The sequence below is a fragment of the Streptomyces sp. NPDC050287 genome (assembly GCF_044459385.1).
Classification (GTDB): Bacteria; Actinomycetota; Actinomycetes; order Streptomycetales; family Streptomycetaceae; genus Streptomyces.
The window spans coordinates 147,053-168,710 of the sequence record NZ_JBITIY010000007.1 but is presented as its reverse complement, the minus strand read 5'-3'; the positions used below and the strand labels follow the sequence as shown (position 1 = coordinate 168,710).

Here is a 21,658-nt window from a genome sequence, read left to right as displayed (position 1 = left end):
AGGGGGACCTCATGGCGACAGCAGCCGCACACCACACGGCCCAGCAGGCCGACTCACAGACGTACGGCGCACAGGGTGGCGTTCCGGACACCGCCCGCGACACGGACACCGCCGCTTACCAGCGCGCCTTCGACGCCGCCGTGGCCGCCGACGAGCGCGTCGAGCCGCGCGACTGGATGCCCGACTCCTATCGCGCGACGCTGGTCCGGCAGATCGCCCAGCACGCCCACTCCGAGATCATCGGCATGCAGCCGGAGGCGAACTGGATCACCCGCGCCCCTTCGCTGCGCCGCAAGGCCATCCTGATGGCCAAGGTCCAGGACGAGGCCGGGCACGGGCTGTACCTCTACAGCGCTGCGGAGACCCTCGGCACCAGCCGCGAGGAACTGCTCGACAAACTGCACACCGGCCGACAGAAGTACTCCTCGATCTTCAACTACCCCACGCTGACCTGGGCGGACGTCGGCGCGATCGGCTGGCTGGTGGACGGTGCCGCGATCACCAACCAGGTCCCCCTGTGCCGCTGCTCCTACGGCCCGTACGCCCGCGCGATGGTCCGGATCTGCAAGGAGGAGTCCTTCCACCAGCGCCAGGGGTACGAACTGCTGCTTGCCCTCAGCCGCGGCACCCCCGAACAACACGCGATGGCGCAGGACGCGGTGGACCGCTGGTGGTGGCCGTCCCTGATGATGTTCGGTCCACCCGACGACGAGTCCGCGCACTCCGCCCAGTCGATGGCGTGGAAGATCAAACGTCATTCCAACGACGAGCTGCGTCAGCGCTTCGTCGACATCTGCGTTCCCCAGGCCGAGTCCCTGGGCCTCACCCTCCCCGACCCTGATCTGAAGTGGAACGAGGAGCGGGGACACCACGACTTCGGCGCCATCGACTGGACGGAGTTCTGGGAGGTCCTCAAGGGCAACGGCCCCTGCAACGAACAGCGGATGACGCAGCGCAGGCGGGCACACGACGAGGGCGCCTGGGTACGGGAGTCGGCCGCGGCGTACGCGGCCAAGCGCAACGACGAGGCGGGAGCGGGCCGAGGATGACGAACACCGACTGGCCTCTGTGGGAGGTCTTCGTGCGCTCCCGCCGCGGCCTCTCGCACACCCACGCAGGCAGCCTGCACGCGCCGGACGCGGAGCTCGCCCTGCGCAACGCCCGCGATCTGTACACCCGGCGCGGTGAGGGCGTCTCGATCTGGGTCGTTCCCTCGTCCGCGATCACCGCGTCCTCGCCCGACGAGAAGGATCCGTTCTTCGAACCGGCCGCCGACAAGCCGTACCGCCACCCGACGTTCTACGAGATCCCGGAGGGGGTGAAGCACCTGTGACCGCCGACGTGACCGTGCACTCCGCCGCCCTCGCCCTGGGCGACGACGCCCTGGTGCTCTCGCACCGCCTCGGAGAGTGGGCGGGGCGCGCACCCGTCCTCGAGGAGGAGGTCGCCCTCGCCAACATCGCGCTGGACCTCCTCGGCCAGGCCCGGGTGCTGCTGTCTCTGGTGGGCGACGAGGACGAACTGGCGTATCTGCGCGAGGAGCGCGCCTTCCGCAACCTCCAGCTGGTGGAACAGCCGAACGGCGACTTCGCCCACACCATCGCCCGCCAGCTGTACTTCTCCACCTACCAGCACCTCCTCTACGCCGAACTCGCCGCCGGACACGGCCCCTTCGCCCCGCTGGCCGGCAAGGCCGTCAAGGAGGTCGCCTACCACCGCGACCACGCCGAGCAGTGGACCCTGCGGCTCGGTGACGGCACGGATGTCGGCCATGAGCGGATGGCGCGGGCCTGCGAGGCGCTGTGGCGGTTCACCGGAGAGATGTTCCAACCGGTGGAGGGGCTCGACGTCGACCGGGAGCGGCTGGAGGCGGCCTGGCTCGACTCTGTCGGAGACGTGCTGCACCGGGCCACCCTCACGGTCCCGGAAGGACCGCGGTCCGGGGCGTGGGCGGCCGGTGCGGGCCGCCAGGGCCTGCACACCGAGCCGTTCGGCCGGATGCTCGCCGAGATGCAGCATCTGCACCGCAGTCACCCGGGGGCGTCATGGTGACGCCCACCGCCCTGGAGGCGGAACTCCTCGAGGTGGCCGGTGCGGTGCCCGACCCCGAACTGCCGGTACTCACCCTGCTGGAACTGGGTGTCCTGCGCGCGGTGCACGTCCGCGGGACCGACGCGGTCGAGGTCGAACTGACCCCGACGTACACCGGCTGTCCGGCCGTCGAGGCGATGTCCCTGGACATAGAGCGCGCACTGCACGAGCACGGCGTGCGAGAGGTCACCGTGCGCAGGGTGCTCACGCCGGCCTGGTCGACGGACGACATCACGGACGACGGGCGCCGCAAGCTGCGCGAGTTCGGTATCGCCCCTCCCCGTGTGCGGCAGGAGACCGAACCGGTCACCGTGGCGCTCGGGCCGACACGCACCCGCCCCGGACAGACAGCCGAAGGGGCCGACCCGATCCGCTGCCCGCACTGCGGCTCCGCGGACACGGAGTTGCTCAGCCGGTTCTCCTCGACGGCATGCAAGGCATTGCGCCGCTGCCTCGCCTGCCGTGAACCGTTCGACCACTTCAAGGAGCTCTGATGGCCAGATTCCACGCGCTCCCGGTGGCGGCGGTCGACCGGCTCACCGACGACTCCGTGGCCCTCACCCTCACCGTGCCCCCGGACCTGCGCGAGGAGTACCGGCACGCCCCCGGACAGCACCTGGCGCTGCGGCGGACGGTCGACGGCGCCGAGATCCGCCGCACGTACTCGATCTGCTCCCCGGCGCCCGTGGCGGACGAGGAAGGGCCGCACAGTCTGCGGGTGGGCGTGCGGCTGGTCGAGGGCGGCGCGTTCTCCACCTACGCGCTGAAGGAGATCAACGTCGGCGACGAGGTCGAGGTGATGACCCCGGCGGGCCGCTTCACGCTCGAGCCCGCACCCGGCCTGTACGCGGCGATCGTCGGTGGCAGCGGTATCACCCCGGTGCTCTCGATCGTGGCGACGCTGCTGGCCCGCGATCCGTCGGCCCGGTTCTGTCTGATCCGCAGCGACCGGACGTCCGCGTCCACGATGTTCCTGGAGGAGGTCGCCGATCTGAAGGACCGTTGGCCCGAGCGATTCCAGCTGGTGACAGTGCTCTCCCGGGAGGAACAGCAGGCGGGGCTGCCCTCCGGGCGGCTCGACCAGGAGCGGCTGACCGAGATGCTTCCGGCGCTGCTGCCGGTGGCCCACGTGGCGGGCTGGTTCCTGTGCGGGCCGTTCGGGCTGGTGCAGGGGGCGGAGCGGGCACTGCGGGGGCTCGGGGTCGCTCGCACCCGTATCCACGAGGAGATCTTCCATGTGGAACCGGCGGCCCCCACGGCAGTCGCCCTCGCTCCCGCCCACAGCACGGTGACCGCTCAACTCGACGGCCGCGGCGGGACCTGGCCCGTCCAGGACGGCGAGTCACTGCTGGAGACGGTCCTGCGCAACCGGCCGGACGCCCCCTACGCCTGCAAAGGCGGGGTGTGCGGGACCTGCCGGGCCTTCCTGGTCGCCGGCGAGGTGCGGATGGACCGCAACTTCGCGCTGGAGCCGGAGGAGACACAGGCGGGGTATGTGCTGGCGTGCCAGTCCCATCCGGTGACGGAGAAGGTGGAGCTGGACTTCGACCGCTGACGATCGACCGATGACAATCGATCAATGACATTCCACCGAGGACATTCCACCGAGGACAAACGGCAGTTGCCCTCCCTGGAGGAGCCGGGACGGGGCCCGGCCTGTTCCCTTCTTCTAGAACCTGTTCTATCTTGACGCCCCGTCAGGTCAGGTCGTCCGCCCGGTCGGTGGGCCGGTGTGCGTGGAAGGGCAGGGACCGTGGACTTCACCTTCACCGAGGAGCAGCAGGCGGCGGCTGAGGCGGCACGGGGGGTGTTCGCCGGGGTCGTGCCGGACGCGGTGCCGAGCCCGGCCCTCACCGCGGGCGCCGTCGCCGAGGACTTCGACCGCGCGCTGTGGACCAGGCTCGCCGAGGCCGACCTGCTGAGCCTGGTGGCGGCTGAGGCGTACGGAGGGGCCGGCCTGGACGCCATCGCGCTGTGCCTGGTGCTGCGGGAGGCGGCGAAGGTGCTGGCGCGGGTGCCGCTGCTGGAACACAGCGCGGCCGTGGCCGCCGTACAGACCCACGGCGACGAGGAGTTGAGGTCCGCGCTGCTGGCCCGGGCCGGCCGGGGGGAGGTCGTGCTCACCGTCGCCGCGAACGGCCGCACCGGCCACGACCCGGCCGAACTCGGCGTCACCGCACGGCAGGAGGGTCAGGACTGGATCCTGGACGGGGTTCAGACGGCGGTGCCCTGGGCGTACGGCGCCGATCTGGTCGTCGTACCGGCGCACACGGCCGCCGACCGGACCGTCCTCGCTCTGGTCCCGCGCCCTCACGCGGGCGTCACCCTCGCCGAACAGATCTCCACCACCGGTGAGCGCCTGGCCGAACTGCGCCTGGAATCAGTCCGGATCGCGGAACGGGACGTCATCGACGGCGACGGTGCCTGGGAATGGCTGCGCGATCTGCTGGCCACCGGGACGTGCGCGCTGGCGCTCGGTCTGGGCGAGCGGGTGCTCCGGATGACCAGCGACTACACCAGCAAGCGGGAGCAGTTCGGGTTCCCGGTCGCCACCTTCCAGGCGGTCGCCGTCCAGGCCGCCGACCGCTACATCGACCTGCGGGCCATGGAGGCCACGCTGTGGCAGGCCGCGTGGCGACTCGCCTCGGGGGCCCAGGGCGCGCTGCCCGTCTCCGGTGACGTGGCCGTCGCCAAGATCTGGGCGGCCGACGGCGTCCGCCGGGTCGTACAGACGGCACAGCATCTGCACGGCGGCTTCGGCGCCGACGTCGACTACCCCCTGCACCGCTATCACGCCTGGGCCAAGCACCTCGAGCTGTCGCTCGGCCCGGCGTCGGCACACGAGGAGTCCCTGGGCGACCTCCTGGCCGCTCACACGCTGGCCTGAAAGCTTGCCGAAAACGGGCTGAGGGGCGCGAAGGCCCCAACCGAGGGCACCTTCCGAAGAGGCCCCCTCGCTAGAGAACGAACCCGGACCGGCCCTCATCCGTCACAACGGGGCGGCCCGCCGCCGCCCACACCTGCATGCCGCCGTCGACGTTCACCGCGTCGACGCCCTGCTGGACCAGGTACATCGCGACCTGCGCCGAACGCCCGCCGGAACGGCAGATCACATGGACCCGCCCGTCCTGCGGCGCCGCCTCGGTCAGCTCGCCGTACCGGGCCACGAACTCGCTGATGGGGATGTGCAGCGCCCCCTCGGCGTGGCCCGCCTGCCACTCGTCGTCCTCCCGGACGTCCAGCAGGAAGTCGCCGTCCTTGAGGTCATTGACCTCGACCGTGGGCACACCAGATCCGAAATGCATACCCCCGACGCTACCCGACCCGCACGCCACACCAGGAGCCACCCGCAACGCGACAACCACCGGCACGGTGCTGCCACGCCGACTCCCGGGCCGTGGCTTGGGCGCGGGCCTCCCGGTACGGGCTGCGGGCCTCCGGACTCCAGGCTGCGGACTCGCGTCACGGAGCGCCGACTCCCGGGCCGTGGGTTCCGGCCAGGGACTCCGAAGAAAGGAGTTCCAGCTGCCGCCTCCGGCCAGCGCCCCCCGGCCTCGCCCTGGCCCACCCCCTGACTTCCACCATGAAGGCCGGGCCTGCAATTCGCGAACCCGCGAAACCAGCCCTCAGCCCACTACCCCAACAAGTCCGCGAGTTCCGCCTCTCGGGCCGCGACGTCGGCCAGGAGTTTCTCGGCGATCTCGTCGAGGAGGCGGTCGGGGTCGTCCGGCGCCATCCGGAGCATCGCGCCGATCGCGCTCTCCTCCAGTTCCCTCGCCACCACGGCGAGCAGTTCCTTGCGCTGGGCGAGCCATTCGAGGCGGGCGTACAGCTCGTCGGCGGGCGTCGGCCCCTGCTCCGGGGCTTTCGGGCCGGCGGCCCACTCCTCGGCCAGCTCCCGCAACAGCCTCTCGTCGCCACGGGCGTAGGCGGCGTTGACCCGGGTGATGAACTCCTCACGCCGGGCCCGCTCGGTCTCGGCCTGGGCCAGGTCGGGGTGTGCCTTGCGGGCCAGCTCGCGGTAGAGCTTGCGGGCCTCGTCGCTGGGCCGCACCCGCTGCGGCGGTCGCACCGGCTGGTCGGTGAGCATCGCCTCGGCCTCCGGGAACAGCCCCTGGCCGTCCATCCAGCCGTTGAACAGCTCCTCGACGCCGGGCATCGGCATGACCCGCGCCCGCGCCTCGTCGGCCCTGCGCCGGTCTTCGGGGTCGCCGGTGCGGGCGGCCCGGGCCTCGGCGATCTGCGCGTCCAGTTCGTCGAGCCGGGTGTACATCGGGCCGAGCTTCTGGTGGTGCAGTCGGGAGAAGTTCTCGACCTCGATACGGAAGGTCTCGACCGCGATCTCGTACTCGATCAGCGCCTGCTCGGCGGCCCGTACGGCCCGCTCCAGCCGTTCCTCGGGCCGGGGCGCACCGCCTTCCGGCGTCGGCCGGTGCTCACCGGCGACACCACCCTGCTCAGCTTCCGGTGTCGTCACCCGACCAGCCTAGGCCACGCCCGGCGAGACGCTCCCTGCACACGGTCCCCGACCCGCACCCACCGGAACCTACCGGCACCCAGCTCCTGGGCCCAGCCACCGTCCCGGCATCCGGCCCCACCTCAACCACCCCGGCGTCCCGGCCTCTCGGCGCCTGGAAACCCGACACCACCGCGCCCACTCACGTAACGCCCCCTCCTACCCGCGGCCCTTCTCCCCGCGGCCCTTCTCCCCTTAGCGAGCGCCCGCCCCCTGGCCTCCCCACCTCCACTAGACCCCCTCCTCCGCCGCGATCTTCCCCGCCCGCACGGCCGCCACCAGGTCCGCGTGGTCCGCCTCCGTGCGGTCTGCGTAGGAGACTGCGAACGTGGCGATCGCCTCGTCCAGTTCCTCGTTCTTGCCGCAGTAGCCGGAGATCAGGCGGGGGTCGGCGCTGTGGGCGTGGGCGCGGGCCAGGAGGGCGCCGGTCATACGGCCGTAGTCGTCGACCTGGTCGGCGGCCAGGGCCGCAGGGTCGACGCTGCCCTTGCGGTTGCGGAACTGCCGTACCTGGAAGGGCCGTCCCTCGACGGTCGTCCAGCCCAGCAGAATGTCACTGACCACCTGCATACGCTTCTGCCCGAGGACCACTCGGCGCCCCTCGTGTTCGACGGAGGGCGCCTCGAAACCCGCGGTCACCAGATGCGGCACCAGCGCCGAGGGACGGGCCTCCTTGACCTGGAGGACGAGGGGCTCGCCCCGGTGGTCCAGGAGCAGCACGACGTACGACCGGGTGCCGACGCTGCCCGTGCCGACCACGCGGAAGGCGACGTCGTGCACCGCGTGCCGGGCCAGCAGGGGCAGGCGGTCCTCGGAGAGTGTGCCGACGTATTCCTCCAGGGACGCTGCCACCGCCGCGGCCTCCGCGTCCGGGACGCCCCGCAGCACGGGCGGGGCATCGACGAAGCGGCGCCCGCCGTCCTCGGTCGGCGCCGTCGACTTCGCGGCGAAGCGTCCGCTGGTGTTGGCCCGTGCCTTCTCGGAGACCCTCTCCAGCGTCCCCAGCAGGTCGTGGGCGTCGGCGTGGGAGACGAGTTCCTCGTCCGCGATGGCGTTCCACGCGTCCAGCACCGGGAGTTTGGCCAGCAGCCGCATGGTGCGACGGTAGGAGCCCGCCGCTCCGTGCGCCGCCTTGCGGCAGGTGTCCTCGTCGGCGCCCGCCTCCCGGCCGGCCAGCACGAGCGAGGTGGCGAGCCGCTTGAGGTCCCACTCCCAGGGTCCGTGAACCGTCTCGTCGAAGTCGTTGAGGTCGATGACCAGGCCGCCGCGCGCGTCGCCGTACAGGCCGAAGTTGGCCGCGTGGGCGTCACCGCAGATCTGGGCGCGGATCCCCGTCATGGGCGTACGGGCCAGGTCGTACGCCATGAGGCCCGCCGATCCACGCAGGAACGCGAAGGGCGTGGCCGCCATCCTGCCGACCCGTATCGGCGTGAGCTCGGGGATCCGGCCGTGACTGGACTCCTCGACCGCGCTCAGCGCGTCGGGCCGGTCGCCGTCCGGGTCCAGGGTCGCGTGCGCGGTGCGCGGGACCCGGCGCCGCAGCGCCTTGCCCTCCTCCTTGGGTGTCCCCTCGGCCTGCCCCCTGGCGAAGCCCCGCACCGGGGGCAGCCGACGGGCGCTCAGCCCAGCCCCCTGTGCCGGGACCGCATTCGCCGTCTCCACACCGACCTCGGTCATGCCGACCGCCTCCCCCGCACACGGACCCGCCACACGGCCCCGCAGCCGCACCCGCACCGGCCACGCACCCGCACGAACATCAACTCGTGCCGACCGTACAGCCGCTTGCCGAAACGCGTCACACCCTGTGGACAACTCCGCGACTGTGGAAAACCCGGGCACGCACCGCCACAGACTCGGCCACCCCCACCGACCGGCACCGCCACAGACTCGGCCACCCCCACCGACCGGCACCGCCACAGACTCGGCACCCCCACCGACCGCTCACCATCCGGCAGGGACCCCTGCCTGCGGACATACGCACGGCATACGCACCCTGTCCACAGGCTTCCGCAACCAGAGACACCCTGAGACGTTCCTCACAGCACATCACGCCCGGACATAGCGGAACGGGCGACATCGTGTATACGATGCCGCCCGTTCCGACGATGTGCGCGAGGGGGGAGTTGAACCCCCACGCCCTTGCGGGCACTGGAACCTGAATCCAGCGCGTCTGCCTATTCCGCCACCCGCGCATTGGGTGTGTCTTCGGGCTGTTCCCCCTTGGGGTCGGCGCCTTCCGACACGCAGAACATTAGCACGGTGGACGGGGTGGATTCACATCCCTTATGGCCGGGCAGCCGCCCACCAGCACACTCCCGTCCGGCCGCCGAACAGGGTGAGCCTTCCGCTACGTATCAACGGGGGTCTGTTCACGTATCAACCTCGTACCGGTCCCGCCCGTCTCCCCAGGAGCCGGTCCGGTCCACAGCCCGGTGCGGGACACTGGTCTGCGGCCGCCTCTACGATCCTTGCCAGGACTACGTCCGAGAAGAGTTCGAAGAGCAGCTCCACAGGGAACTTCGACAGGCGTCGGCACCCGTCGACACCTGCCGACCGGGCCGACAGGGGGAACCAGCCGATTCACCGGCGCGTGGATACGATCAGTAAGCAGTACGAGCAGTACGAGCAGTACGAGCAGCACCAGCGGTACCGGATACGGCGGTACCGGGCAGGGAAAGGCCCGCTCAGCGGGACGCAGGACGGCAGCAACTACGGAGGAGGTGCCCCATGGGAGTCCTGAAGAAGTTCGAGCAGCGTCTCGAAGGTCTGGTCAACGGCACCTTCGCCAAGGTGTTCAAGTCCGAGGTCCAGCCCGTGGAGATCGCCGGCGCGCTCCAGCGCGAGTGCGACAACAACGCGACGATCTGGAACCGCGACCGGACTGTCGTACCCAACGACTTCATCGTGGAACTGAGCACGCCGGACTTCGAGCGGCTCAGCCCGTACTCCGGGCAGCTCGGCGACGAGCTGGCCGGCATGGTGCGCGACTACGCCAAGCAGCAGCGCTACACCTTCATGGGCCCCATCAAGGTCCACCTGGAGAAGGCGGACGACCTCGACACCGGTCTGTACCGGGTGCGCAGCCGTACGCTCGCCTCCTCCACCAACCAGCAGGCCCCCGGCGGCGCCCCGGCAGCCCCGGCCCCAGGCCGACCGGCCCCCGGCGGCTACGGCTATCCGCCGGCCGCCGCGCCCGCGGGCGCCCCGCCGATGCCGGCCGCGCCGCCTCCCGGCGGCCGCCCCGGCGGTTACGGCTACCCGCAGCCCGCGGGCGGACAGCGGCCCCCGGCCGCGCCCGCACCCGGCGGTCGCACCCGCCACTGGATCGAGATCAACGGCACCCGCCATCAGATCTCCCGCGCGACACTCGTGCTGGGTCGCAGCACCGAGGCCGACGTGCGGATCGACGATCCCGGCGTATCCCGCCGGCACTGCGAGATCCGGACCGGAACGCCCTCGACGATCCAGGATCTCGGCTCCACCAACGGCATCGTGGTGGACGGGCAGCACACCACCCGCGCTACGCTCCGCGACGGCTCGCGGATCGTCGTGGGCAGTACCACCGTTATCTACAGGCAAGCCGAAGGGTGAAGCGGGGGCAATGTCAGAGCTGACCCTCACGGTCATGCGGCTGGGTTTTCTGGCCGTACTGTGGCTGTTCGTGATCGTGGCCGTGCAGGTCATCCGCAGCGACCTGTTCGGAACGCGTGTCACCCAGCGCGGTTCGCGGCGCGAGGGCGCACGTCCTCAGCAGGCCGCCAGACAGGCCGCGCCCCCGCAGCAGCGCCAGCAGGCCGCCGGCGGCCGCCAGCGCCGCAACGCTCCCACGAAGCTGGTGGTGACCGAGGGCACACTCACCGGCACCACTGTCGCGCTCCAGGGCCAGACCATCACCCTGGGCCGGGCGCACGACAGCACGATCGTGCTGGACGACGACTACGCCTCCAGCCGTCATGCCAGGATCTACCCGGACCGCGACGGCCAGTGGATCGTCGAGGACCTCGGCTCCACCAACGGCACGTACCTCGACCGAACGCGGCTGACGACCCCCACACCGATTGCGCCGGGCGCTCCGATCCGCATCGGCAAGACCGTCATCGAGCTGCGGAAGTAGTGCTACGTCATGAATGAGCGCGAGCGGAGCGAGCACGCAGCGGCGGCCCTCACCCCGGGCCCCGGCGCGCTCCCGACCGGAGGGTGGGCACCGTGCGGATGTACCCGGAGCCGACAGGCGAGGTGCGCATGAGTCTGTCACTGCGCTTCGCCGCCGGATCGCACAAAGGCATGATCCGGGAGGGCAACGAGGACTCCGGATACGCCGGGCCCCGCCTGCTCGCCATCGCCGACGGCATGGGCGGCGCCGCGGCCGGCGAGGTCGCCTCCTCCGAGGCCATCTCCACCATCGTCGCGCTCGACGACGACGTCCCCGGCTCCGACATCCTCACCTCACTCGGCACCGCCGTCCAGCGCGCCAACGACCAACTGCGCGCGATGGTCGAGGAGGACCCGCAGCTGGAGGGCATGGGCACCACGCTCACCGCCCTGCTGTGGACCGGCCAGCGACTCGGCCTCGTACACGTCGGCGACTCCCGCGCCTACCTGCTGCGCGACGGCGTCCTCACCCAGATCACTCAGGACCACACCTGGGTGCAGCGGCTCGTCGACGAGGGCCGGATCACCGAAGAAGAAGCCACCACCCACCCGCAGCGCTCCCTGCTGATGCGCGCACTGGGCAGCGGCGACCATGTCGAGCCCGACCTCTCCATCCGCGAAGTCCGCGCCGGCGACCGGTACCTGATCTGCTCGGACGGCCTGTCCGGGGTGGTCTCCCACCAGACCCTCGAGGACACCCTCGCCAGCTACCAGGGCCCGCAGGAGACCGTCCAGAACCTGATCGAGCTCGCGCTGCGCGGCGGCGGGCCCGACAACATCACCGTCATCATCGCCGACGTCCTCGACCTCGACACCGGGGACACCCTCGCCGGACAGCTGTCCGACACCCCGGTCGTGGTCGGCGCGGTCGCCGAGAACCAGAACCACCTGCACGACAACGGCATCATGCAGACCCCGGCCGGCCGCGCCTCCGGACTCGGCCGCCAGGTGCCCGGACAGGGCGGCTCCGGCGGCGAGTTCGGCCCGCCCGGTTCCTCCGACACCACCGGCTACATCCCCGCGGGCAGCTTCGGCGACTACGGCGACGACGACTTCGTCAAGCCCCGCAAAGGCCGCAAGTGGCTGAAGAGATCCTTCTACACCGCGCTCACGCTGGCCGTGATCGGCGGCGGCCTCTACGGGGGCTGGCGCTGGACTCAGACGCAGTACTACGTCGGCACCAACGGCGAACACGTCGCGCTGTACCGGGGCATCAGCCAGGACCTGGCCTGGGTGTCGCTCTCGAAGGTGTCCAAGGACCACCCCGAGATCGAACTCAAGTACCTGCCGCCGTACCAGCAGAAGCTGGTGGAGGGCACGATCGCCGAGGGCGGCCTGACGAACGCCCAGAAGAAGATCGACGAGCTGTCGGTACAGGCCTCCGCGTGCAAGAAGCAGGCGCAGCAGCAGGCGGCCGAGAGCAAGAAGAACTCCAAGACCGGCCAGGGCGAGGCCGGGGGCACCACGGGAACCACACCCGCCTCCTTCACGTCCAAGGCGACACCGACACCCAACCCGTCGGGCTCGCAGCCGACCTCCCCGTCCCCGTCCACGACCGCACCCACTCCCAGCCCCGGCCCCACTCTCTCGGAGGAAGAGCAGAAGGTCGTCTCGCAGTGCGGTACGCAGTAGGCAAGCCGTGAGAGGCCCTGTCACACGATGAGCAGCACATCCAACCCCTCGACACAGCACACGTCCACGATCGGTTCGATCGGCACCCCGAGCCGGCGCAACACCGAGCTGGCGCTGCTGGTGTTCGCGGTCATCATCCCGGTCTTCGCTTATGCGAACGTGGGGCTGGCGATCAACGATCAGGTGCCGCCCGGACTGCTGAGTTACGGGCTCGGACTCGGCCTGCTCGCAGGCATCGGCCATCTCGTCGTCCGGAAATTCGCGCCGTACGCCGACCCGCTGATGCTGCCGCTGGCAACCCTGCTCAACGGGATCGGCCTGGTCGTCATCTGGCGCTTGGACCAGTCCAAGAAACTGCAGGCGAACAGGGACTTCGTCGCGGCGGCCCCCCGCCAGTTGCTGTACTCCGCGATGGGCGTCGCCCTGCTGGTGGCCGTCCTGATCTTCCTCAAGGACCACCGCGTCCTGCAGCGCTACACCTACATCTCCATGGCCGGCGCGCTGTTCCTGCTGATTCTGCCGCTCGTGCCCGGACTCGGCGCGAACATCTACGGCGCCAAGATCTGGATCAAGATCCCCGGCCTCGGCACCCTCCAGCCCGGCGAATTCGCGAAGATCGCCCTCGCGGTGTTCTTCGCCGGCTATCTCATGGTCAAAAGAGACGCCCTGGCCCTCGCCAGCCGCCGCTTCATGGGTCTGTACCTGCCGCGCGGCCGCGACCTGGGTCCGATCCTCGTCGTCTGGGTGATCTCGATCCTCGTCCTGGTCTTCGAGACCGACCTCGGCACCTCGCTGCTGTTCTTCGGAATGTTCATCATCATGCTGTACGTCGCCACCGAGCGGACCAGCTGGATCGTCTTCGGTCTGCTGATGTCCGCGATCGGCGCCGTCGGCGTGGCGAGCTTCGAGCCGCACATCCAGACGCGTGTGCAGGCCTGGCTCAACCCGATGCGCGAGTTCACGCTCAGCCGACAGGGCCAGCTGGGCCACACCGAACAATCCATGCAGGCCCTGTGGGCCTTCGGCTCCGGCGGCACCCTCGGCACCGGCCTCGGCCAGGGCAACTCCGACCTCATCGGCTTCGCCGCCAACTCCGACTTCATCCTCGCCACCTTCGGCGAGGAACTCGGCCTGGCGGGCGTCATGGCGGTCCTGGTGCTCTACGGCCTGATCGTCGAACGCGGAGTACGCACCGCGCTCGCGGCCCGCGACCCGTTCGGCAAACTGCTGGCCGTCGGCCTGTCCGGCGCCTTCGCCCTCCAGGTCTTCGTCGTGGCCGGCGGTGTCATGGGCCTCATCCCGCTGACCGGCATGACGCTGCCGTTCGTGGCCTACGGCGGTTCCTCGGTCATCGCCAACTGGGCCCTCATCGGCATCCTGCTGCGTATCAGCGACACCGCGCGCCGCCCGGCGCCCGCCCCCGCTCCCACCCCCGACGCCGAGATGACCCAGGTGGTCCGCCCGTCATGAACAAGCCCCTGCGCCGGATCGCGGTCTTTTGCGGCCTCCTCGTCCTGGCACTGCTCGTCCGCGACAACTGGCTCCAGTACGTCAAGGCCGACAGCCTCAAGAACGACACGGACAACCGCCGCGTCGCCATCGCCCGCTACGCCACCCCCCGCGGCGACATCATCGTCGGCGGCACCTCGATCACCGGCCACAAGACGACCTCATCAGGCGACTTCAAGTACAAGCGCACGTACAAGAACGGCGCCATGTGGGCGCCGGTCACCGGCTTCGTCTCGCAGTCCTACGGCGCCAATCAGCTCGAGTACGTCGAGGACGGCATCCTCACTGGCAACGACGACCGGCTGTTCTTCCGCAACACCCTCGACATGATCACCGGCAAGGAGAGGGAGGGCGGCAACGTCGTCACCACCCTCAACGCCGCCGCCCAGAAGGCCGCCTACGACGGGCTCAAGGGGCGCGGAAAGGGCGCCGTCGCCGCCATCGAACCGTCCACGGGCAAGATCCTGGCGCTGGCCTCCTACCCGTCGTACGACCCCTCCACGATCGCCGGCGGCGGCGACTCGGACGCCGAGGCGTGGAAGAAGCTGGACAAGAAGAACAACCCGGACGACCCGATGCTCAACCGGGCCCTGCGCGAGGTCTACCCGCCCGGCTCCACCTTCAAGGTCGTCACCGCGGCCGCCGCGCTGGAGAACGGCCTGTACGACAGCGCGGACGTGAAGACGGACTCGCCGCTGCCGTGGACGATGCCCGGCACCACGTTGCCGCTGAAGAACGAGGGGAACATCCCCTGCAAGAACGCCACGCTCCGCGAGGCGCTGCGGGTCTCCTGCAACAGCGTCTTCGGCAAGGTCGGCTCCGACCTCGGCAACGAGAAGATGCTGGCGGAGGCCAAGAAGTTCGGCTTCACCTCCGAGCACTTCACGCCGGTCCGCGCCAGCGCCTCGGTCTTCTCCGACGACATGAACCCGTCGCAGACCGCGCTGTCCTCCATCGGCCAGTACAACACCGCCGCGACCCCGCTGCAGATGGCCATGGTCGCCTCGGCAGTCGCCAACGACGGCAAGCTGATGAAGCCGTACATGGTCGACTCACTCCAGGCACCCAGCCTCGACCCGATCGAGAAGACCGAGCCGGAGGAGCTGAGCCAGCCGCTGTCGGCGAAGAACGCGCAGATCCTGCAGTCGATGATGGAGACCGTCGTCAAGGAGGGCACCGGTACGAAGGCGCAGATCCAAGGCGTCACCGTGGGCGGCAAGACCGGTACCGCCCAGCACGGCGAGAACAACAGCAAGAACCCCTACGCCTGGTTCCTCTCGTACGCCAAACTCGGCGACGGCAGCACGCCGGTCGCCGTGGCCGTCGTGGTCGAGGACGACGCCGCCGTCCGTGACGACATCTCCGGCGGCGGTCTCGCGGCGCCGATCGCGAAGAGCGTGATGGAGGCGGTCATCAAAAGCAAGAAGTGACCCCCATCACGTCCCCTTCACATCGGTGCACGTTGCGATACCGGTCCTGTATCGGGTGACGGGCTTGGCCAGGTCACACAGAACGAGCCGGGTACGGTAGGCCCGGACGGCAGCCTCCGACCCGCACGAGTGTGCGGGTCGGGACCGACGGAGAGGGCTGGTAGGAAGCTATGGAAGAGCCGCGTCGCCTCGGCGGCCGGTACGAGCTGGGCCAGGTGCTCGGCCGTGGTGGCATGGCCGAGGTCTACTTCGGCACGGACACCCGCCTCGGTCGGTCAGTGGCGGTGAAGACGCTGCGCGCGGACCTCGCACGCGACCCGTCCTTCCAGGCCCGGTTCCGCCGGGAGGCCCAGTCGGCCGCCTCGCTCAACCATCCCGCGATCGTGGCGGTCTACGACACGGGCGAGGACTACATCGACGGGGTCTCGATCCCGTACATCGTCATGGAGTACGTCGACGGTTCCACGCTCCGTGAGCTCCTCCACAGCGGCCGCAAGCTGCTGCCGGAGCGGGCCATGGAGATGACCATCGGCATCCTCCAGGGCCTGGAGTACGCCCACCGCAACGGCATCGTCCACCGCGACATCAAGCCGGCCAACGTCATGCTGACGCGCAACGGCCAGGTCAAGGTGATGGACTTCGGCATCGCCCGCGCCATGGGCGACTCCGGCATGACGATGACGCAGACGTCCGCGGTCATCGGCACCGCCCAGTACCTCTCCCCGGAGCAGGCCAAGGGCGAGCAGGTCGACGCCCGCTCGGACCTCTACTCCGCGGGCTGTCTGCTCTACGAGCTGCTGACGGTCCGCCCGCCCTTCGTGGGCGACTCACCGGTCGCGGTCGCGTACCAGCACGTACGGGAAGAGCCCCAGCCCCCGTCCGTCTTCGACCCCGAGATCACGCCCGAAATGGACGCCATCGTCCTGAGAGCGCTGGTCAAGGACCCGAACTACCGCTACCAGTCGGCCGACGAGATGCGCGCCGACATCGAGGCCTGCCTCGACGGCCAGCCCGTCGCGGCCACCGCCGCGATGGGCTCCGTGGGCTACGGCGGCTACCCGGACGACCAGCCGACAACAGCCCTGCGCGCCGACCCGGGCGCCGGCGCCACGACGATGCTGCCCCCCATGAACCCGGACGACGGCGGCTACGGCTACGACGACCGCCCCGACAGACGCCGCCAGCGGAAGTCGAACACCTCGACGGTCCTGCTGGTGGTGGCCGGAGTTCTGGTGCTGGTGGGCGCGATCCTCATCGGGCGGTGGATCTTCGCGGGCGACGGCGTGTCCAACGACAACGTGCCGGTGCCCAATCTCATCGGCCAGACCCAAGCCGACGCGCAGGCGCAGTTGACCAACAGCGACCTGAAGGTCGGGACGGTCACGCAGAAGCCCTGCGAGAACCAGACCAAGGGCACTGTCTGCAGCCAAGATCCTGCCAAGGGTGAGGTCAAGAAGCAGACGCCCATCAATCTGGTGATCTCGACCGGGGCGCCGAAGGTGGCCGTTCCCAGCGTCCTCGGCGAGAAGCTCGAGGAGGCCCAGCAGCAGCTGGAAGACGACAAGTACAACTTCGTCGTCAAGACGAAGGAAAAGGTGTCCACAGAGGAACCGGGCACCGTCACGGCACAGGATCCGGAACTCGGCGCGGAAGTCGAGAAGGGTTCGACGATCACCCTCACCATCGCCAAGGCCGAGGAGAAGGCCACCGTGCCGGACGTCGCGGGCAGGTCCTGCGAGGAAGCGAAGGCTCAGATGACGGCGAGCAACCTCGTCGGCAACTGCACCGACGTGGAGACCAACGACCCCAATCAGGTCGACAAGGTCATACAGACCTCCCCGGAGGCGGGACGTCAGGTCGACCCGAACAGCACTGTCAACATCCAGGTCGGCAAGGCAGCTCCGAAGAAAACGCCGGTACCGGTCGTCATCGGCCAGACCGTCGGCCAGGCCAGGCAGACCCTGCAGGCAGCAGGCTTCACCAACATCACGTTCGCCAACGGCAGCGACCAGAGCGACACGGCGTTCGTGCAGGCCCAGAACCCGCCGGGCAACTCCCAGGTCGAAGACCCCGCCAACACCCAGATCACCCTGACGACCGTGGGCTTCGGCGGAGGAAACGGCGGCAACGGCAACAACGGGGGCAACGGCAACGGCGGAATCTTGGGCGGCGGCTGACGGTACCCGGCCGGAAAACAGAAGGGGGCCTGGCCGCGGATCCGCGGCCCAGCCCCCTTCTGTTTTGCTCTGTCCTTCTCGTCGCGGATGGGCGTGCTTTCTGCACGGCGCGAGCACCCCGTGCATGCACGTGCGCATATCGATCGTGTCTTCACATTTCACGACTCGTTGATCAGGTGGGGTGGGGAATCGGAGCTCTGCCCTGGCCCTGAGGCCACACCACACGGAAAGGGCAGAACATGATCAACGAATCGGTGCTGCTGGAATCGAAGAGCCTGCGGGGCAGCGTGCTGGAACGAACGGATGTGCTCGACAGAGTCAAAGCTCTGTCGCTGCTGCCGGACGGGATGCATGTGACTACGGCGATGGTGGCGGCTTACTTCGGTGTCACGGTGGAGGCCATCCGCCAGCTCAAGGCACGGCACCACGAGGAGCTGTCGTGCAATGGAATGGTGACGCTCCAGGGCCGTGACCTCGCAGATTTTAAGCGTGACGTCTTGTCACGCTATCCGGGAGGTTATCCACAGCCTCGGTCGAGCCTCACTCTCTACTCGCGCCGAGCCGTTCTCAATGTAGCCATGCTCCTACGCGACAGCGATGTCGCCCGTCAGGTGCGCACGTACCTCCTGGACATGGAGTACCTGGCACGCACACAGCCTGTGGAAAACCCCGTCCCGACAGACACCGTCTCCCTCGACGACCGCATCGATCAACGCCTCACCCACATCCTCGGCAAGACCGTCGTCCCCATGTTCAACGCCCTCATCGAAACCTCGGGCGAGCATCGCCGCGAACTCATCGAACTGCGCCAGGACATCGAGAACGTCGAACGCAAGCTGTGCTGGCACCACAGTCGCCTCCGGACTCTGGAAGGCGAAGTCCCAGCAGACGCCGTCAGGGCGCAACTCAATGCCATGACCTGGCAGGCGTTCGAACGCCACGTGGCCGACCTCCTGCAGCGTGACGGCTGTACCGACGTCGTCGTACGGCAGGCCCGCACCGACAGGGGCATCGACATCACCGGACGCACAGCCAACGGCCGAACCGTCGCCGTCCAGTGCAAGAACCGAGCCGGCCGCTGGACCGTGCCGAGCGCCGACATGCAGAAGTTCGCCGGCGCCGCGCGAGCCATCGGCCAAGTGGATGTAGCCCTGTTCGTCGCAACGTGCAACTTCAGCAGCGAGGCCCAGGTGATCGCCGATCTGAGCGGAGTCATCACCGTGAACCGCGACGAGTTGGAGGCCTGGAGCGCAGGAGTGCGGCTCAAGGCACTGCGCTGAGTATCCGCTCGCAAGACAGGCCCGAAGCCGCAAGAGCAAGTTGCGGCTTCGGGCCTTCGTCATGCTAGAGGACTGAGGTTCCCCAAGGACCTCAGTCGGCTCAGCTCAGTTCCTTCGGCGGCGTCCGCTCACTGTCCACCTTCTCCACCCGCTCCAGCTCGCCCCACACCACATACCGGTAGCGGGACGTGAAGACCGGTGTGCAGGTCGTCAAGGTGATGTACTTGCCGGCCTTCTTCTTCCCCGACTCCTTGGGGACGGACGACAGGACCTCGACGTTGTACTTCGAGGTCTCCGGAAGGACCGCGTAGACCTTGTAGACGTACCACTTGTCCTTCGTCTCGAAGACGATCGGGTCGCCCTTCCTGACCTTGTCGATGTTGTGGAACTTCGCGCCGTGGCCGTCGCGGTGGGCGGCCAGGGTGAAGTTGCCGTTCTTGCCCGACATGGGGAGGATCGCCTTGGCCGGATCGGTGTAGTAGCCGGCGACACCGTCGTTGAGGACCTTCGACGAGGTGCCCTTCTCGACCAGGACCTCGCCGTTCTTCATCGCGGGCACGTGCAGGAACCCGATGCCCTCCTTGGTGTCCAGCGCACCGGGTCCGGTGTCCTTCTGGGCCGACCAGTGGTCGCGGACCTTGTCGCCCTGCTGGTCCGCCTTGTGGTCGGCGACGACGTTCGTCCACCACAGGGAGTAGACGACGAACAGGCCCAGCACCAGGCCCGCCGTGATGAGGAGTTCCCCGAAGACGCTGACCGCCATGGCGAAACGGCCGGTGCCGCGGCGGCGCGCCCCAGGCGGCGCGAAGGCGCCGGTGTGCTCGGTGTCGTCGGTGGTCGCTGCCACGTTCATCTGCCCTTACTGGACGAGCGCATCCGGCTTCCCCTTGCTGCGCGGCCGTTCCTCGACCATCTTGCCCCAGACGATCAACCGGTACTTGCTGGTGAACTCCGGCGTGCACGTGGTGAGCGTGATGTAGCGGCCGGGCCCGGTGAAGCCGGACCCCTTGGGGACGGGGTCGATGACACTGGTGTTGCTCGGGGACGTCACCGGCAGCACCGACGCCATCTTGTACACGAAGTACTTGTCCTGCGTCTCCACGACGATCGCGTCGCCCGCCGTGAGCCGGTTGATGTACCGGAACGGCTCGCCGTGCGTGTTGCGGTGGCCCGCCAGCGCGAAGTTGCCGGTCTTCGCGTCGGGCATCGCCGTCTTCAGCGCGCCCTCGCTGTAGTGGCCGACCATGCCCCGGTCCAGCACCTTCTTGTTGCTGACGCCCTCGGCGATCGGCACGACCACGTCGAGCTTGGGGATGTGCAGGATGGCGAACCCCTGCCCCGGCGCGAACGTGCCCGGGTTGCGCTTGCCGCTCGCCCAGTCGTCCTGGAGGCTGCTCGTCTCCTTGTCCGCCTGCGCGTGCGCCCGGACGTTCGTCCACCACAGCTGGTAGCTGACGAAGAGCAGCATCAGCACACCGGTGGTGATGAACACCTCACCGATCGCCCGGCTGGCGACGACGGCCGGGCTCGCCTTGCGCGCCCGCGCCTGCCGACGCGCCTCGACCCGGGAGAGCGGTCTCCCGTCCTCGGGCGTCTGCTCCGCCTCGGCCTCCGGCGATACGCCACCGTGACGCCCGTGACGCCCGTGGTGGCCCTTGGCGGCCTTCCTGCGGGCCGCACGGCCACCGGCCGGGGCTCCTGTGGTGGAAGGGGCGGAAGAGGCCGCAGAAGCGGAAATGGCCCCACTGCGGGTCATCCGCTCCGGCGGCTCAGGGATCCGCAGCGCGACCGTCTCGTCATCGATGGGCGGTTCGTACGCCTGCCCGCCGGACGCCTGCCCGCCGGACGCCTGCCCGCCGGACGACTCCCCACCGGACGACTCCCCACCGGACGACTGCCCGCCGTATGACTGCCCCCCGTACGCCTCCTCGTACGGCGCACCACCGGTGTACGAGTCCGCGAAAGCGCCGGGAGCCCCGTACGGCTGTTCCTCGTACGAGGCACCGGACTCGCGCTCGGGGCGCAGCGCGGTCACGCCGTGGCCCTGCCCACCACCGGGGCGAGCCCCGCCGACCTCGCCACCGCCCCCTGGTCGCCGCACGCCACCAGCCAGTTGGCCAGCATCCGGTGGCCGTGCTCGGTCAGCACCGACTCGGGGTGGAACTGGACGCCCTCGACGGGCAGCTCACGGTGGCGCAGACCCATCACGATGCCGTCATGGGTGCGGGCGGTGACCTCCAGCTCGGCCGGGACGGTCACGGGATCGGCGGCCAGCGAGTGGTACCGGGTCGCCGTGAAGGGGCTGGGCAGGCCGGCGAAGACGCCCTTGCCCCCGTGCTCGACCAGCGAGGTCTTGCCGTGCAGCAGCTCGGGCGCGCGGTCCACCACACCGCCGTACGCCACCTGCATCGACTGCATGCCGAGGCAGACACCGAAGACGGGGACGCCGGTGGTGGCGCAGTGGCGCACCATCTCGACGCAGACGCCGGCCTCCTCGGGCGTACCGGGGCCCGGGGACAGCAGGACGCCGTCGAAGCCGTCTTGGGCGTGCGCCGTCGAGACCTCGTCGTTGCGCAGCACCTCGCACTCGGCGCCGAGCTGGTAGAGGTACTGGACCAGGTTGAAGACGAAGCTGTCGTAGTTGTCGACGACGAGAATCCGCGCAGTCACTGGTTGTCCACCGTCACATCGTTGAAGGGAAGCAGCGGCTCGGCCCACGGGAAGACGTACTGGAACAGGACGTAGACCACGACTGCGACCAACACGAGCGAGATGAGTGCCTTCACCCATACGTTCCCCGGCAGATGCCGCCAGATAAAGCTGTACATGCCGTCCCTTCCGTCCCGCCACGGCACCAGACTCACGCCGTAC

21 protein-coding genes and 1 tRNA gene are annotated in these 21,658 nt (G+C 69.4%); 14 read left to right on the top strand and 8 right to left on the bottom strand.

The features are described 5' to 3' along the window. The first annotated feature begins 11 nt into the window (after window positions 1-11). The 6 genes from paaA (at window position 12) to ACIBK3_RS25915 (ending at window position 4,978) form a co-directional block, all read left to right on the top strand. Window positions 12-1,049, top strand: coding sequence for a 1,2-phenylacetyl-CoA epoxidase subunit PaaA (gene paaA, locus ACIBK3_RS25940; protein WP_399369222.1), 1,038 nt, complete (start codon window positions 12-14; stop codon window positions 1,047-1,049). Next, window positions 1,046-1,333 (top strand): 1,2-phenylacetyl-CoA epoxidase subunit PaaB, encoded by a 288-nt coding sequence (gene paaB, locus ACIBK3_RS25935; RefSeq protein WP_073944895.1) that lies wholly within the window; start codon window positions 1,046-1,048, stop codon window positions 1,331-1,333. Before paaA ends, paaB begins: the two co-directional genes overlap by 4 nt. Further along, window positions 1,330-2,052 carry a 1,2-phenylacetyl-CoA epoxidase subunit PaaC gene (gene paaC / locus ACIBK3_RS25930; protein WP_399369220.1) on the top strand — a complete coding sequence of 241 codons (723 nt, stop codon included), beginning with the start codon at window positions 1,330-1,332 and terminating at the stop codon, window positions 2,050-2,052. The genes paaB and paaC overlap by 4 nt, the downstream gene beginning before the upstream one ends. Then, window positions 2,046-2,585, top strand: a complete 540-nt coding sequence (gene paaD / locus ACIBK3_RS25925; RefSeq protein ID WP_399369218.1) for a 1,2-phenylacetyl-CoA epoxidase subunit PaaD — start codon at window positions 2,046-2,048, stop codon at window positions 2,583-2,585. The genes paaC and paaD overlap by 7 nt, the downstream gene beginning before the upstream one ends. Further along, on the top strand, window positions 2,585-3,646 hold the full coding sequence (locus ACIBK3_RS25920) for a 2Fe-2S iron-sulfur cluster-binding protein (RefSeq protein ID WP_399369216.1): 1,062 nt from the start codon (window positions 2,585-2,587) through the stop codon (window positions 3,644-3,646). Before paaD ends, ACIBK3_RS25920 begins: the two co-directional genes overlap by 1 nt. A gap of 198 nt (window positions 3,647-3,844) precedes the next feature. Further along, on the top strand, window positions 3,845-4,978 hold the full coding sequence (locus ACIBK3_RS25915) for an acyl-CoA dehydrogenase family protein (protein WP_399369214.1): 1,134 nt from the start codon (window positions 3,845-3,847) through the stop codon (window positions 4,976-4,978). Window positions 4,979-5,048: 70 nt separating this feature from the next. Here ACIBK3_RS25915 and ACIBK3_RS25910 read toward each other — a convergent pair whose 3' ends face one another. From ACIBK3_RS25910 to ACIBK3_RS25895, 4 genes are all read right to left on the bottom strand, one after another. Continuing rightward, window positions 5,049-5,378, bottom strand: a complete 330-nt coding sequence (locus tag ACIBK3_RS25910; RefSeq protein ID WP_399369984.1) for a rhodanese-like domain-containing protein — start codon at window positions 5,376-5,378, stop codon at window positions 5,049-5,051. 347 nt (window positions 5,379-5,725) lie between these two features. After that, on the bottom strand, window positions 5,726-6,568 hold the full coding sequence (locus ACIBK3_RS25905; RefSeq protein WP_399369212.1) for a hypothetical protein: 843 nt from the start codon (window positions 6,566-6,568) through the stop codon (window positions 5,726-5,728). A 270-nt stretch (window positions 6,569-6,838) separates the two neighbouring features. Then, the gene (locus tag ACIBK3_RS25900; protein WP_399369210.1) at window positions 6,839-8,284 is read right to left on the bottom strand and encodes a DUF2252 domain-containing protein; all 1,446 of its coding nucleotides are present in this window, start codon (window positions 8,282-8,284) and stop codon (window positions 6,839-6,841) included. A gap of 431 nt (window positions 8,285-8,715) precedes the next feature. Next, window positions 8,716-8,799 (bottom strand) — tRNA-Leu (locus ACIBK3_RS25895). Window positions 8,800-9,197: 398 nt separating this feature from the next. On the opposite strand from ACIBK3_RS25895, the gene ACIBK3_RS25890 reads away from it, so the two are divergent. From ACIBK3_RS25890 to ACIBK3_RS25855, 8 genes are all read left to right on the top strand, one after another. Continuing rightward, the gene (locus ACIBK3_RS25890) at window positions 9,198-9,347 is read left to right on the top strand and encodes a hypothetical protein (RefSeq protein ID WP_399369208.1); all 150 of its coding nucleotides are present in this window, start codon (window positions 9,198-9,200) and stop codon (window positions 9,345-9,347) included. Beyond that, the gene (fhaA, locus tag ACIBK3_RS25885) at window positions 9,335-10,198 is read left to right on the top strand and encodes an antibiotic biosynthesis regulator FhaA (protein WP_399369206.1); all 864 of its coding nucleotides are present in this window, start codon (window positions 9,335-9,337) and stop codon (window positions 10,196-10,198) included. The genes ACIBK3_RS25890 and fhaA overlap by 13 nt, the downstream gene beginning before the upstream one ends. Before the next feature lie 10 nt (window positions 10,199-10,208). Beyond that, window positions 10,209-10,721: an FHA domain-containing protein gene (locus ACIBK3_RS25880; protein WP_399369204.1), complete on the top strand. Its 513-nt coding sequence runs from the start codon at window positions 10,209-10,211 to the stop codon at window positions 10,719-10,721. A gap of 128 nt (window positions 10,722-10,849) precedes the next feature. After that, complete coding sequence (locus tag ACIBK3_RS25875) at window positions 10,850-12,391, top strand: Stp1/IreP family PP2C-type Ser/Thr phosphatase (protein WP_399369202.1); 1,542 nt, start codon at window positions 10,850-10,852, stop codon at window positions 12,389-12,391. Between the two features lie 27 nt (window positions 12,392-12,418). Continuing rightward, window positions 12,419-13,861 (top strand): FtsW/RodA/SpoVE family cell cycle protein, encoded by a 1,443-nt coding sequence (locus ACIBK3_RS25870; RefSeq protein WP_399369201.1) that lies wholly within the window; start codon window positions 12,419-12,421, stop codon window positions 13,859-13,861. Further along, window positions 13,858-15,330 (top strand): peptidoglycan D,D-transpeptidase FtsI family protein, encoded by a 1,473-nt coding sequence (locus tag ACIBK3_RS25865; RefSeq protein ID WP_399369199.1) that lies wholly within the window; start codon window positions 13,858-13,860, stop codon window positions 15,328-15,330. Before ACIBK3_RS25870 ends, ACIBK3_RS25865 begins: the two co-directional genes overlap by 4 nt. A gap of 170 nt (window positions 15,331-15,500) precedes the next feature. Next, on the top strand, window positions 15,501-17,507 hold the full coding sequence (gene pknB, locus ACIBK3_RS25860; RefSeq protein ID WP_399369197.1) for a Stk1 family PASTA domain-containing Ser/Thr kinase: 2,007 nt from the start codon (window positions 15,501-15,503) through the stop codon (window positions 17,505-17,507). Window positions 17,508-17,746: 239 nt separating this feature from the next. Continuing rightward, entirely contained in the window at window positions 17,747-18,787 is a 1,041-nt protein-coding gene (locus ACIBK3_RS25855) for a restriction endonuclease (RefSeq protein WP_399369195.1), read from the top strand. Window positions 18,788-18,887: 100 nt separating this feature from the next. Here the strand turns inward: ACIBK3_RS25855 and ACIBK3_RS25850 are convergent, their stop codons facing one another. Genes ACIBK3_RS25850 through ACIBK3_RS25835 form a run of 4 tightly spaced genes read right to left on the bottom strand, consistent with a single transcriptional unit; the run spans window position 18,888 to window position 21,615 of the window. Next, on the bottom strand, window positions 18,888-19,640 hold the full coding sequence (locus ACIBK3_RS25850) for a class E sortase (protein WP_399369194.1): 753 nt from the start codon (window positions 19,638-19,640) through the stop codon (window positions 18,888-18,890). Window positions 19,641-19,646: 6 nt separating this feature from the next. Next, window positions 19,647-20,822, bottom strand: a complete 1,176-nt coding sequence (locus ACIBK3_RS25845; RefSeq protein ID WP_399369192.1) for a class E sortase — start codon at window positions 20,820-20,822, stop codon at window positions 19,647-19,649. Then, a complete protein-coding gene (locus tag ACIBK3_RS25840) occupies window positions 20,819-21,457 on the bottom strand; it encodes an aminodeoxychorismate/anthranilate synthase component II (protein WP_399369190.1) in 639 nt (212 codons plus the stop codon). The genes ACIBK3_RS25845 and ACIBK3_RS25840 overlap by 4 nt, the downstream gene beginning before the upstream one ends. Beyond that, window positions 21,454-21,615: a hypothetical protein gene (locus ACIBK3_RS25835; protein ID WP_399369189.1), complete on the bottom strand. Its 162-nt coding sequence runs from the start codon at window positions 21,613-21,615 to the stop codon at window positions 21,454-21,456. The genes ACIBK3_RS25840 and ACIBK3_RS25835 overlap by 4 nt, the downstream gene beginning before the upstream one ends. Window positions 21,616-21,658 lie beyond the last annotated feature (43 nt).

Bases quoted from the DNA above. Each gene is read 5' to 3' on its own strand.
- ACIBK3_RS25920 (WP_399369216.1), top strand. From the start codon at position 2,585: ATGGCCAGATTCCACGCGCTCCCGGTGGCGGCGGTCGACCGGCTCACC.
- ACIBK3_RS25880 (WP_399369204.1), top strand. From the start codon at position 10,209: ATGTCAGAGCTGACCCTCACGGTCATGCGGCTGGGTTTTCTGGCCGTA.
- ACIBK3_RS25855 (WP_399369195.1), top strand. From the start codon at position 17,747: ATGATCAACGAATCGGTGCTGCTGGAATCGAAGAGCCTGCGGGGCAGC.
- ACIBK3_RS25835 (WP_399369189.1), bottom strand. From the start codon at position 21,615: ATGTACAGCTTTATCTGGCGGCATCTGCCGGGGAACGTATGGGTGAAG.
- paaB (WP_073944895.1), top strand. From the start codon at position 1,046: ATGACGAACACCGACTGGCCTCTGTGGGAGGTCTTCGTGCGCTCCCGC.
- ACIBK3_RS25900 (WP_399369210.1), bottom strand. From the start codon at position 8,284: ATGACCGAGGTCGGTGTGGAGACGGCGAATGCGGTCCCGGCACAGGGG.
- ACIBK3_RS25865 (WP_399369199.1), top strand. From the start codon at position 13,858: ATGAACAAGCCCCTGCGCCGGATCGCGGTCTTTTGCGGCCTCCTCGTC.
- paaA (WP_399369222.1), top strand. From the start codon at position 12: ATGGCGACAGCAGCCGCACACCACACGGCCCAGCAGGCCGACTCACAG.
- ACIBK3_RS25850 (WP_399369194.1), bottom strand. From the start codon at position 19,640: ATGAACGTGGCAGCGACCACCGACGACACCGAGCACACCGGCGCCTTC.
- ACIBK3_RS25870 (WP_399369201.1), top strand. From the start codon at position 12,419: ATGAGCAGCACATCCAACCCCTCGACACAGCACACGTCCACGATCGGT.
- fhaA (WP_399369206.1), top strand. From the start codon at position 9,335: ATGGGAGTCCTGAAGAAGTTCGAGCAGCGTCTCGAAGGTCTGGTCAAC.
- pknB (WP_399369197.1), top strand. From the start codon at position 15,501: ATGGAAGAGCCGCGTCGCCTCGGCGGCCGGTACGAGCTGGGCCAGGTG.
- ACIBK3_RS25875 (WP_399369202.1), top strand. From the start codon at position 10,850: ATGAGTCTGTCACTGCGCTTCGCCGCCGGATCGCACAAAGGCATGATC.
- paaD (WP_399369218.1), top strand. From the start codon at position 2,046: ATGGTGACGCCCACCGCCCTGGAGGCGGAACTCCTCGAGGTGGCCGGT.